The sequence below is a fragment of the Streptomyces sp. YIM 130001 genome, from assembly GCF_003574445.1.
In the GTDB taxonomy this organism is placed as follows: Bacteria; Actinomycetota; Actinomycetes; order Streptomycetales; family Streptomycetaceae; genus Streptomyces.
This window is the reverse complement of the sequence record NZ_KZ984556.1, coordinates 208,133-219,565: the sequence shown is the minus strand read 5'-3', so window position 1 is coordinate 219,565 and position 11,433 is coordinate 208,133. Positions and strand designations below refer to the sequence as shown.

12 protein-coding genes are annotated in these 11,433 nt (G+C 70.7%); 7 read left to right on the top strand and 5 right to left on the bottom strand.

Features of this window, described 5'->3' with window-relative positions:
- Positions 1-176 precede the first annotated feature (176 nt).
- Both DSC45_RS18220 and DSC45_RS18215 read left to right on the top strand, forming a co-directional pair.
- Positions 177-755, top strand: coding sequence for a hypothetical protein (locus DSC45_RS18220; RefSeq protein WP_119292220.1), 579 nt, complete (start codon positions 177-179; stop codon positions 753-755).
- Between the two features lie 102 nt (positions 756-857).
- Positions 858-1,550, top strand: coding sequence for an esterase/lipase family protein (locus DSC45_RS18215; RefSeq protein ID WP_240434706.1), 693 nt, complete (start codon positions 858-860; stop codon positions 1,548-1,550).
- A 28-nt stretch (positions 1,551-1,578) separates the two neighbouring features.
- Here DSC45_RS18215 and DSC45_RS18210 read toward each other — a convergent pair whose 3' ends face one another.
- Genes DSC45_RS18210 through DSC45_RS18200 form a run of 3 tightly spaced genes read right to left on the bottom strand, consistent with a single transcriptional unit; the run spans position 1,579 to position 3,764 of the window.
- Positions 1,579-2,151 carry a cob(I)yrinic acid a,c-diamide adenosyltransferase gene (locus DSC45_RS18210; RefSeq protein ID WP_119292218.1) on the bottom strand — a complete coding sequence of 191 codons (573 nt, stop codon included), beginning with the start codon at positions 2,149-2,151 and terminating at the stop codon, positions 1,579-1,581.
- Positions 2,152-2,174: 23 nt separating this feature from the next.
- A complete protein-coding gene (locus DSC45_RS18205; protein WP_119292216.1) occupies positions 2,175-2,924 on the bottom strand; it encodes an ABC transporter permease in 750 nt (249 codons plus the stop codon).
- Positions 2,925-2,981: 57 nt separating this feature from the next.
- Positions 2,982-3,764, bottom strand: coding sequence for an ABC transporter ATP-binding protein (locus DSC45_RS18200; protein ID WP_119292214.1), 783 nt, complete (start codon positions 3,762-3,764; stop codon positions 2,982-2,984).
- Between the two features lie 114 nt (positions 3,765-3,878).
- Here DSC45_RS18200 and DSC45_RS18195 point away from each other — a divergent pair, with 114 nt between their 5' ends.
- The 4 genes from DSC45_RS18195 (at position 3,879) to DSC45_RS18180 (ending at position 8,840) form a co-directional block, all read left to right on the top strand.
- Positions 3,879-4,556 (top strand): TetR/AcrR family transcriptional regulator, encoded by a 678-nt coding sequence (locus DSC45_RS18195; protein WP_119292212.1) that lies wholly within the window; start codon positions 3,879-3,881, stop codon positions 4,554-4,556.
- Between the two features lie 221 nt (positions 4,557-4,777).
- Complete coding sequence (locus tag DSC45_RS18190; protein WP_119292210.1) at positions 4,778-5,626, top strand: 3-hydroxyacyl-CoA dehydrogenase family protein; 849 nt, start codon at positions 4,778-4,780, stop codon at positions 5,624-5,626.
- Positions 5,627-5,794: 168 nt separating this feature from the next.
- Positions 5,795-6,109 (top strand): STAS domain-containing protein, encoded by a 315-nt coding sequence (locus DSC45_RS18185; RefSeq protein ID WP_119292208.1) that lies wholly within the window; start codon positions 5,795-5,797, stop codon positions 6,107-6,109.
- 229 nt (positions 6,110-6,338) lie between these two features.
- Positions 6,339-8,840: an ATP-binding protein gene (locus tag DSC45_RS18180; protein ID WP_119292206.1), complete on the top strand. Its 2,502-nt coding sequence runs from the start codon at positions 6,339-6,341 to the stop codon at positions 8,838-8,840.
- 87 nt (positions 8,841-8,927) lie between these two features.
- On the opposite strand, the gene nucS is transcribed toward DSC45_RS18180, so the two are convergent.
- Positions 8,928-9,590 carry an endonuclease NucS gene (gene nucS, locus DSC45_RS18175; protein WP_205571364.1) on the bottom strand — a complete coding sequence of 221 codons (663 nt, stop codon included), beginning with the start codon at positions 9,588-9,590 and terminating at the stop codon, positions 8,928-8,930.
- A 278-nt stretch (positions 9,591-9,868) separates the two neighbouring features.
- Here nucS and DSC45_RS18170 point away from each other — a divergent pair, with 278 nt between their 5' ends.
- On the top strand, positions 9,869-10,261 hold the full coding sequence (locus tag DSC45_RS18170; protein WP_119292202.1) for an SCO5389 family protein: 393 nt from the start codon (positions 9,869-9,871) through the stop codon (positions 10,259-10,261).
- Between the two features lie 116 nt (positions 10,262-10,377).
- Here the strand turns inward: DSC45_RS18170 and DSC45_RS18165 are convergent, their stop codons facing one another.
- The gene (locus DSC45_RS18165; RefSeq protein ID WP_119292200.1) at positions 10,378-11,406 is read right to left on the bottom strand and encodes an LLM class flavin-dependent oxidoreductase; all 1,029 of its coding nucleotides are present in this window, start codon (positions 11,404-11,406) and stop codon (positions 10,378-10,380) included.
- Positions 11,407-11,433: the final 27 nt, after the last annotated feature.

Below are 11,433 nucleotides of genomic sequence, written 5' to 3'. Positions count from 1 at the left end.
GCCGCAGTGTCGGATGGATGCTCACCCCTCCATCCAACACGGCGGTCCGGCCCGGGACCTCCCCGTGACGGCGGAAAGCGCACTACATCGAAGGATGCAGTCGCAGTTCGTCACCGCCGACGACGCCCCGCACGTGAACGGGCGACAGTCTGGTGAGTGTCGAGAGGAGACGGGCCATGATCGTCTGGCTGATCATCATCTGCGAGGTCGGCTTCTGGGTGCTGCTCGCCGCGGGGCTCGTGCTGCGCTACTGGGCCAGGATGCCCCGGGCGAGCGTGGGCGTACTGCTCTGCGAGCCGCTGCTCGAGGTGATCCTCTTCGTGGTCACCGTGATCGATCTGAAGAACGGCGCGGAACCGGACTGGAAGCACGGACTGGCCGCCGTCTACATCGGCTACTCGATCGCGCTCGGCCACTACACGATCAAGTGGGTGGACGTCCGTGTCGCCCACCGCTTCGCCGGCGGGCCACCGCCCGACACCCCGAAGTACGGTGTCCGGCGCGCGATCCACGAGTGGAAACTGGCCGCCCGCTGGACCCTCGCCTCGGCGATCGCCCTGGGCCTGCTGCAGGGGGCCGTCTGGTACGTGGGCCCGGACGGCTCGGTCGATTCGCTGCGGGCGTGGCAGGAGAAGATGCTCTTCCTGATCGCCATCAACGTGGCCATCGGGGTCTGGTACACGGTGTTCCCGAAGCGGGCGCCCGCCTCGGCACCGCAGGAGGAGCGGCCGCTCAGCAAGGCGCAGGGCCGCTGACCAGGGGGCCTGTGGGACGCCGGTGATTCAGCCGATGCCGTGGCCGTCGCACCGCACGACCCTGGACCGGTTCGAGCAACCTGTCCCCATCGGAGGGTCCCTGTGCGTCGTATCCGCAGCAGAGTTCTCGGTGTCCTCGCGGCCTTCGGCCTCGCGTTCGGCCTGATGTCGCCCGCTTCGGCGGCGCCGTCCGAGCCTGCGCCGCTCAGCACCGACACACCCGTGGTCTTCGTCCACGGCTACACCGGCAGCGCTTCCAACTGGACGGCCGCGAAGACGGTGTTCCGGGCGAACGGCTGGTCGAGCGACGACCTGTTCGCCTACGAGTACGACTCCTACGGCAACAACGTGAACAACGCCCAGGGCCTGGCGTCCTTCGTCGACAACGTGAAGTCGGGGACCGGTGCGGACCAGGTGGCGATCGTCAACCACTCGATGGGCGGCCTGGTCAGCCAGTACTACCTGAAGGTGCTCGGCGGCCACCGAGACGTCAGCCACCTCGCATCGATCGCCGGCGCCAACCACGGCACCACGTTCGCGAGCGCCTGCCTGATCTACCCGACCTGTCAGCAGATGTACCCGGGCTCGTCGTTCATCGACGAGATCACCGCGGGGGACGAGACGCCCGGCGCCACCGAGTACGCGACCTGGTACTCGGCCTGCGACGGCATCATCCTGCCGTACACCAGCACGCGCCTGGACGGCGCCGACAACAACAACGTGGCCTGCCAGACGCACCTCGGGTTCCTGGCCGACACCAGTGTCCTGCGCGAGATCGCCCGCTTCGTCGCCTGACGCGGGAGCACGCCGGGCGGTGGCGGCTTCAGCGCTCGCCGCCCGGCACCCACAGCACGTCTCCGACCTCCTTGTTGGCCGCACGGGCCAGGATGAACAGGAGGTCGGAGAGGCGGTTCAGGTACGTGGCGGTGAGCGGGTTCATCGTCTCGCCGTGCGCCTCGAACGCGGCCCAGGTGGAGCGTTCGGCACGGCGGACCACGGTGCAGGCCTGGTGCAGCAGAGCCGCTCCCGGGGTACCGCCCGGCAGGATGAACGACCGCAGTTTCTCCACCCGCTCGAGGAACGTGTCGCAGTCCGCCTCGAGCCGGTCGATGTAGAACTGCTCGACGCGCAGCGGCGGGAACTCGGGGTTCTCCGCCACCGGGGTGGACAGGTCGGCGCCCACGTCGAAGAGGTCGTTCTGGACCCGTACCAGGACCGTGGTCAGTTCCTCGTCCAGGCCGCCGAGGGCGAGTGCGGTACCGATGGCGGCGTTGGCCTCGTTGGCGTCGGCGTAGGCCGCGATCCGCAGGTCCGTCTTGGCGGTGCGGCTCATGTCGCCCAGTGCCGTGGTGCCCTTGTCGCCGGTACGGGTGTAGATGCGCGTCAGATTGACCATGCTCCGAGATTACGCGCCCGCCGTCACGCTCCGGCCTTGCGGAAGCGACGTGTGCCCACTGTCACGGACACCGCGGCGAGTGCGAGTGCCATCAGGGTGCCGTAGAGCATGTGGGAGTTCCCGTAGTCCCCGACGTAGCCCGCGCGGACCGCGTCGACGAGATACCGGAACGGCATGAAGTGCGAGAGCAGGTCGAGCCAGTCCGGCGCGAGTGCCATCGGCAGCATGAGACCGGACAGCAGCATCGCGGGCATCGTCACGCTGTTGATCACCGGTCCGAACTCCTGCGGCGTACGCACCGACATGGCGAGCCCGTAACTGAGGGACGCGAGCGACAGCGAGAGCACCGCGACGAAGGCGAAGCCGATGAGGATCCCGCCGAGCGGCGCGCGCAGTCCCATCACGACGGCGGCGAGCACCAGGAGTACGGCCTGGAAGACGAAGAGCAGCGCGTCCCGCAACACCCGGCCGAGCAGCAGGGCGAGGCGGCTGACCGGAGTGACGCGCATCCGCTCGACCACCCCGGTGTTCTTCTCGATGATCACTGAGAAGCCGGCGAACGAGGCTCCGAACAAGCCGAGTTGGAGCAGCAGCCCCGGTACCAGGATCTGCCAGGAGTCGCCCCGGGAGCCGAGTGGCAGATCGGTGAGCAGGGGACCGAAGAAGACCAGGTAGAGCAGGGGCATCAGGATGCCGAAGAGGATCTGGAACTTGGACCGGAGGGTTTGGCGGGCGTACCGGCCGAAGACGATCGAGGTGTCGTGCAGGAGCATGAGCGGTCCTAGGGCTGAGGTGGGGGACGGCGGGGCGGGTTCGTCCGCGCGGCGGCGTCAGGTGGCGACCGGGATCCGGTTCTCCGGTGCGGGACCGCGTCCGGTGATCGCGAGGAACGCGTCCTGCAGCGAGGCCTGCGGCGAGCCCGCGTGGCGCAGTTTGAGGGCGGCCGGGGTGTCGTCGGCGACGATCCTGCCGTCGTCGACCACGACGATGCGGTCGGCAAGCGCGTCGGCCTCGTCCAGATAGTGCGTGGTCAGGAACACCGTCGTGCCGTGTTCCGTGCGCAACTTCCGTACCAGGTCCCACAGTTCGGTGCGGCCGGCCGGGTCGAGGCCGGTGGTGGGCTCGTCGAGGAAGATCAGATCGGGGCGGTGGGTGAGACCCATCGCGATGTCGAGCCGCCGTCGCTGGCCGCCCGACAGGGCGCGGGTGGGGCGGTCGAGGAGGTCGTCGAGGCCGAGTTCCCGGGCCAGTTGGGTGGCGCGGGCGATGGCGTCGGGCCGCTTGAGCCGGTAGAGGCGGCCCTGGGTGACGAGCTCTTCGCGCACCGAGATGTTCGGGTCGGTGCCGCCGGACTGGGCGACGTACCCCGTGCGGGTCCGTACGCCCGCGGGGTCGGTGAGCAGGTCGTGGCCGGCCACCGTGGCGGCGCCGCTGGTGGGCGCGAGCAGTGTGGTGAGCATGCGGAGCGTGGTGGTCTTGCCGGCGCCGTTCGGCCCGAGGAGGCCGAGGATCTCGCCGGGTTCGACGGTGAGGTCGATGCTCCGTACGGCCTCGACCGGGCCCTGCTTGGTCTGGAAGGTCCGCGAGAGTCCCGCGGTGCTGAGGATCGCCATGGCTCCAGAAAAACAGAGTCGATGAAATTTTGCAATGAACTCAAAATTATGGACGACCCAGGTTTGTGTTCCGCTCAAGGTTTCAGTCACTGCACGCGCACGTACGATGGGCCGATGGCAGCGGAAACAGCGGCGGACGAGCCCGTGGAGCCGAAGAACGAAGGGCTCAGGGAGCGCAAGAAGCGCCGGACCCGGCAGCACATCTCGGACGTGGCGACCGGTCTCTTCCTCGCGCGCGGCTTCGACGCGGTGACGATCGCGGAGATCGCCGACGTCGCCGAGGTCTCGGTCAACACCGTGTACAACTACTTCCCGGCGAAGGAGGACCTGTTCCTCGACCGCAGCGCGGGGATCGTCGAACGCCTCTCCCGCTACGTGCGTGCCCGCGACGTGGGTGAGTCCGCGGCGGCGGCGGTCCTGCGCGAACTGCGCGCCGAGGTGGAGGTGGTGTCGCCGCGGGTCGGTCTCTTCGACGGATACGCCGATTTCATGCGCGTCCTGCACGATGCGCCCACGCTGCGCGCCCGCCTCTGGTACGTCCAGCAGGAGGCGCTCCAGAACGTGGTGAACACGCTCCGCGAGGAGACCGGCGCCCAGGCCGGTGATCCGCTCCCGCTTCTCATGGGGGGTCAGATCGCCTGGCTGCAGAGCACTCTGATGGCATTCATCGGCGGGCGGATGGTGAACGGCGAGAAGGCGAACGAGGTCTCGCGCGCGGCCCTCGTGCTGCTCGACGAGATCGAGGGCGTATGGGGCGATTCGGTCCTCGGCTACGCGGTGCGTGAGGGCTGATCCTGTCGGTGTGACGTCTGCCATGAGGTGTGCCGGCGGGCGCGTCGGCGAGGTGGTCATCTGGCGTGCGCCGGGGGCGCGTTGGGGGAGCGGTGATCGGGCGGCGAGTGGGCGTGACGCGCGTCTCGAAGGGCCCCACAGCAGCCTCTCGGCCGCTAGGGTCCGCTGAAGACCATTGATAAACAGCGAGTAAGTGCACCAGCGTGTAAGGGGATCGCACAGTGGCCAGGAAGCTTGCCGTCATCGGAGCCGGACTCATGGGCTCCGGAATCGCCCAGGTCTCCGCACAGGCGGGATGGGACGTCGTGCTGCGCGACGTCACCGACGCCGCGCTGACCCGCGGCACCGACGGCATCAAGGCTTCCTACGACAAGTTCGTCGCCAAGGGGAAGCTGGACGCGGCCGACGCCGAGTCCGCCCTCGGCCGGATCACCGCGACCACCGATCTGGACGCCGCCGCGGACGCCGACATCGTCGTCGAGGCCGTGTTCGAGAAGCTGGAGATCAAGCACGAGATCTTCGCCGCCCTCGACAAGCTCGTGAAGGACGACACCGTCCTCGCCTCCAACACCTCGGCCATCCCGATCACCAAGATCGCGGCGGGTACGGAGCGTCCCGAGCGCGTCGTCGGCGCGCACTTCTTCTCGCCGGTCCCGATGATGCAGCTGTGCGAACTGGTCCGCGGACACAAGACCAGCGACGAAACCCTCGCCATCACACGGGAGTTCGCCGAGTCCGTGGGCAAGACCTGCATCGTCGTCAACCGGGACGTGGCCGGCTTCGTCACCACCCGGCTGATCTCGGCGCTCGTCGTCGAGGCCGCCAAGCTCCACGAGTCGGGCGTGGCCACCGCCGAGGACATCGACACCGCCTGCAGGCTGGGCTTCGGCCACGCCATGGGGCCGCTGGCGACCGCCGACCTCACCGGCGTCGACATCCTGCTGCACGCGGCCGACAACATCTACACGGAATCCCAGGACGAGAAGTTCGCTCCGCCCGAGCTGATGCGCCGGATGGTCGACGCCGGTGACATCGGCCGCAAGAGCGGACAGGGGTTCTACAAGCACTGAATTCGCGCCGCGACTCACGCGACGTCCCCCTGGCGAGTGAATTCGGGTATCGGTTCGCTCACGGACGGCAACTTCTGCGCCCGTTCGCCAGTCAGTTCAGTGAGACCACAGTTCAGTGTGAACGAAGTGACCACAGTGACGTGAAGAAGCAGTACCCGGGGAGCGCATATGCACATCAGGGGCGACCACGCCGAGCTGACCGTCGGGGGCAGCCTCGACGTACGAAGCGCGGCGGACGCCCGGACGGTCCTGCACTCTGCCCTCGACGAGGGTGCGGGCGATCTCGTACTCGACCTCTCGGATCTCGCCGCCCTCGACGCCACCGGACTCGGCGTCATCATGGGTGCGCACCGGCAGGCCGGCCGCTGCGGACGGCGTCTGGTCCTGCGGAACGTCCCGCCGCAGATGCAGCGGCTCCTGGTCGCCACGCGATTGCACCGCATCCTGGCCATCGAGGGCGGTATCAGGGCAACTCCCCTGTAATGCCGCGTACGAGGTGGAGCGCGATGTCGGCCCACAATCCTCACGAGAATGTGACGTCCGGGGCAGGGCGGCACCCCGCCCGTTCCGTGATACTGGCCGAAGGTCTAGGGTTCGGTCGCTCGCCCTTGACGATGCCGTCGGGCAGCGGACACCGGACCAGAAGCGACAGTGGCATGTGCGAGAGGTCGGGGAGGCCATCGGCACATGACGCTTTTGGGGGGCTTTGACCATGGACCCGATAAACCGGGGACCTGAAGAGAACGGCCGTGACATCGGTGGGGCTGGTGGGCCAGGAGCGGCCGCCCCCGGTGGGGGAGCGGCGCCCGGCGGAAGTGCGCCGCGCCCGCCGCGTGATGCGCTCACGCCCGAGTTCGCAAGTTCCCTGCCCGCGCGCACGGTTCAGCTCGTCACCGGCGACTTCCTGCTCACCGTGAACCCCGTGGACGGCAGCGAGATCGAACCCTGCCCGCCCGGTGAACAGCCACCTCGCCCGCAGAAGTACTCCGCGGCCGAGCGGGCCGAGGTGCGCAGCGCCGCCCGCCCACCGGCCCCGGCGGGTCCCGCGCTGCCCCGGCTGCCGCTCCTCGAGCGCCAGGAGGAGCGCGAGCGTCTGGTGCGGCTGCTCGCCCGGGGGCGTTCCGTACGCCTCACCGGGCCCGCGGGATCCGGTCGCACCGCGCTGCTCGACGCCGTCGCGGACGACTGCGCGGAGTTCGCGCCGGACGGCGTGATCAGACTCAACGGCCACCGCAGGGGCCCCGCCGACCTGCTGCACGAGCTCTACGCGGCCGCCTTCCGCAGCCCGCAGCACCGGCCGGACCACACGGAACTGCTCGCCCTGGTCAACGGCATCGGCGCGATCGTCGTCCTCGACGACCTCGAGTTCGGCGGCGCTGCCCTCGACGAGTTGCTCGACGCGACCCCGGAGTGCGCCGTCCTGGTCGCCGCCACCCCGGACGTCGCCGCGCCGTCCGCCGACTCGCACCTCGAGGAGGTGTTCCTCGGCGGGCTCGGCCGCAGCGGCGGACTCGAACTCCTCGAGCGCGCCGTCGGCCGCCCGCTCACCGACGACGAGGCCGGCTGGGCCGCCGACCTCTGGTTCGAGTCGGAGGGCCTGCCGCTCCGCTTCGTGCAGGCGGGCGCGCTGCTGCGACAGCGCGATCTGCTGCGCGCCGACCCCACCGCCTTCGACGAGTACGGCTACTACGCCGAGGCGCCCTTCGACGCACCCTTCGACGCCGACGACATGCACGACGTACCGCTGCCGACCCTGGCCGAAGGGGCCGCGCCCGCCGCGCTGCTCGCCTCCCGGCTCAGCGCATCGGCGCGGGCCACCCTGCGCTTCGCCGTCGCGCTCGGCGGCGAGGTGCCGCACCAGGCGCATCTGCCGGCCCTGGTGGGGGACACCCACGCGGACGCCGCGCTCGGTGAACTCGCGGCCGCGGCGCTCGTCACGCCCGTCGGCGCGCGCTACCGGCTGGCGGCCGGTGTGCGGACCCAGCTGGAGACCTGCGGGTACGCGGACGACGCGGGGGAGCGTGCGCTCGCGGCGGCTCAGCACTACGCCTGGTGGGCCGGTCACCCGTCGGTGACGCCGGAGCGGGCCGCCGCCGAGGCCGACGCGGCGCTCGCCGCACTGGCCGTCCTGGTGCCCGCGCCGGCGCCCGGATACGCCAGCGCCGCGGTGCTGCTCGCGCGGACCGCCGCGCCGGCGTACGCGGCCGCCTTCGCCCTCGGAGCCTGGGAGCGGGCCCTGCGGGCCGGTCAGGAGGCCGCGCGCGGCGCCGGCGAGGTGGGCGAAGAGGCCTATTTCCACCACGAGTTGGGGATTCTCGCGCTGATCGGTGGGCAGCTCGACCGGGCCCGCGCCGAGCTCGAGGCGTCCATCGGCATGCGTGGCGCGCTCGCCGACAAGCGCGGCACGGTCGCCGGCCGGCGGGCACTCGCGCTGGTCGCGGACCGCACCGGCGGTGTCGTGCACGGTGGCGGTACGGCGGGCGAGGAAGTGCCCGGCGCGCGCCACGAGGGGCCGGCCTCGCCGCCCGTCGGGGTCCCGGCGTTCGGGGTGCCGGCCGGGGGCGCGGGTGCGGTGCAGCAGCCGGTCGAGGAACCGTCGACCGTGGTCACACGGTCCGCGTCGGACGCACCCGCGGGCGGCGCCGCGACGGGCGCCTCCGGCGGCCGCAAGCGCGTGGTTCTCGGTGCGCGGCGCAACCTCGCGGCCGCGGGGGCCGGAGTGCTGCTGGCCGCCGTCCTGGGCACGGTGGTGACGCTAGGGGCCGCCTCCGACGACGAGCCGCCGTCCAACAAGGTCAGACCCGGCCCGTCCGCCGTCGAGGACGACATGCCGCCCGCGGACCAGCCGACCGAGGACGAGACGAGCGAGGAGGCGGTCGAGCCGTCCGCGCCGCCCACCTCCGCCGGGTCCCCGACGCCGTCCGAGTCGCCCACGGACGAGGAGTCGTCTCCGGAACCCGATCCGACGTCCCCGGACCCGGACCCCTCGACACCCGACCCGGACCCGTCGTCCCCGGACCCGGACCCCTCGTCGCCCGACCCGGACCCGTCTTCTCCGGACCCGGACCCGTCATCGCCGGATCCGGACCCGTCGTCCCCGGATCCCGATCCGACCACGGAGAAGCCGCCGCCGTCGGCGCCGGAGACCTCGGAGGGCGAGTCCGAGTCGGCCTCGCGCAGCGAGCCGGCCCAGTCGTCCTCGAGCGCCGGATAGAGCCAGAACCGCAGCGGCCCCGGCGGGCACCGTCCTCGATCGGACGGGGCCCGCCGGGGCCGCTGGTCGGTCAGTCGCAGGCTGCGGTCAGAACAGTCGCAGCTTGTCGTCCTCGATGCCGCGCAGCGCGTCGTAGTCCAGGACCGCGCAGCCGATGCCGCGGTCCGTCGCGAGTACCCGTGCTTGCGGCTTGATCTCCTGCGCCGCGAACACGCCCCGTACGGGCGCCAGATGAGGGTCGCGGTTGAGGAGTTCCAGGTAGCGCGTGAGCTGCTCGACGCCGTCGATCTCGCCGCGCCGCTTGATCTCCACCGCCACCGTCGCGCCCTCCGCGTCCCGGCAGAGGATGTCGACCGGGCCGATGGCGGTCTGGTACTCGCGGCGGATCAGCGTGTAGCCCTCGCCGAGCGTGTCGATCCGGTCGGCGAGCAGCTCCTGCAGGTGCGCCTCCACGCCGTCCTTGATCAGGCCGGGGTCCACGCCGAGTTCGTGGGAGGAGTCGTGCAGGACTTCCTCCATCGTGATGATGAGTTTCTCGCCCGCCTTGTTGACCACGGTCCAGACGTTGTCGTCGCCCTCCTTGAGGGTGCAGGGCGGCGACATCCAGTTGAGGGGCTTGTACGCCCGGTCGTCCGCATGGATCGAGACACTGCCGTCAGCCTTCACCAGGATGAGGCGGGGCGCGAGGGGGAGGTGGGCCGTGAGCCTGCCCGCGTAGTCCACGGAGCAGCGGGCGATGACGAGACGCATGGTCGGCAACGCTACTCGACCGCGGGCGGTCCGCGCGATTCGCCCCGGAGCACCACTCGCCGGCGACCGCCGACTTCCGGTCGTAACGGCCCAACACCCCACGGAAGCACGCGTTTTGACGTCCCAGGTTATTGGCCGGTTGTGCGCGCATTCTCCTGGTGCGGGCCGGACACGATGTTTACCGTGGAAGCAGGAGGTCGCGGTGCGTGCACGCTGCGTAGGCGGACTCCTGCCCTGTCCGTCTGCCCCCGCCCCTCGGGGGTGCGAGAGGAGAACCCATGTCGCTCGACGTCTCACCGGCGCTGTTGGAGCAGGCCGAGCGAGGCGAGGTCGATGAAGCCGCCTTCGTCGACTGCGTCCGGAGCTCCCTGCCCTATGCGTGGGAGATGATCAGCTCACTGGTGGCCCAGTTGAAGGTCGACGGCGGAGAGTTCGCCGACAACCAGACGCCGCCGCCGGACGAGCAGGCGCGCGGGCAGCTGCTGCGCGCGCTCGCGAGTGACGCGATACGCGGCTCGCTCGAACGGCACTTCGGAGTGCGACTCGCATTCCAGAACTGCCATCGGGTCGCCGTCTTCCCACTCGGTGACGAGGCCGATGATCGGCTGACCCGGTTCACCTCGATCCGTGGCCAGCTGCTCAACCAGTCGCCGGAACTCCGGGACTGCTGAGGCCTGTTGCTGCCGCCCCGTACGCGGGAGGTGTGTTGTCCGGGGCGGCAGCCCTCCGGCCGTCGATCAGGCCGTGCATCCGAGTACGAGCCCCCGTGCCCGGTGCCCGTGCGCCGTCACTCGAGCTGCGGCAGTACGTCCGCACCGATGCGCCGTACGTTCTCCTCGGTGGCCGCCAGGTCGCCCGAGCCCTCCATGAGCAGCGCGAAGCGGGAGATGCCCGTGCGTTCCGAAGTGGCCGCGAGCCGGTCGGCGCACTGCTGCGGCGTGCCCACGGGGTGCAGCCCGCAGAGCAGTTCGGTGTACGCCGCGGGGTCGCGCATGCGGCGCAGCCGGCCGTCCACCGTCACATGGGCGTCCAGCCCCTGCTTCAGCCAGCCCGGCATCGCCTTGAGCAGGACCTCCGCCGCATCGCTGCCGCGGTCCGTGACCTGTGCCACCCCCGCCGACACATGCCCCGCAGCCGCGACGTCCTCGGGCGCGTGCCCGGCGGCCCGTGCGCAGCGCCGCCACAGGCCGACCATGTCCGCCTTCTCCTCGTCCCCGACATGCATGCCGAGCAGCATCGGTACGCCGCGCTCCGCGGCCGTCCTGACACTGGCCGGTGAGGTGCAGGCGACCAGGACCTCAGGGGTCTCCGGACCGCTCAGGAGCTCGTCGGGACGGGGCACCACCGAGACCTCGCGGAACGCGAACCGCTCGCCGTCCGCCGACACCCGCGGCTCCCCGAGCCAGCGGAGCAGCAGATCGAGCGATTCGGTGAACCCGCCCTCGTACGCCTCGAGTCCGCTGCCGAAGACCTCCAGGTCGACCCACGGACCGCCGCGGCCGACACCCAGCGTGAACCGGCCGCCACTGGTGACATGGAGCAGCGCCGCCTGCTCGCCCACCGTGACCGGATGCTGGGTGGTCAGCACGCTGACGGCGGTGCCGACCCGGATACGGCGGGTGCGGCCGAGCAGCAGCGCAGCCAGTGTCGTGGCGGACGGACACACGCCGTACGGCACGAAGTGGTGCTCGGCCAGCCAGACTCCGTCCAGCCCGGCCTCCTCCGCGACTTCCGCGGTGCGCACGGCGCGATGCAGCGCCTCACCCTGCCCCTGGCCCGGGAACTGTGCGGCCAGTACGAAACTTCCAACGCGCATCGAGACTCCTGATTCCTCGGCGCCGAC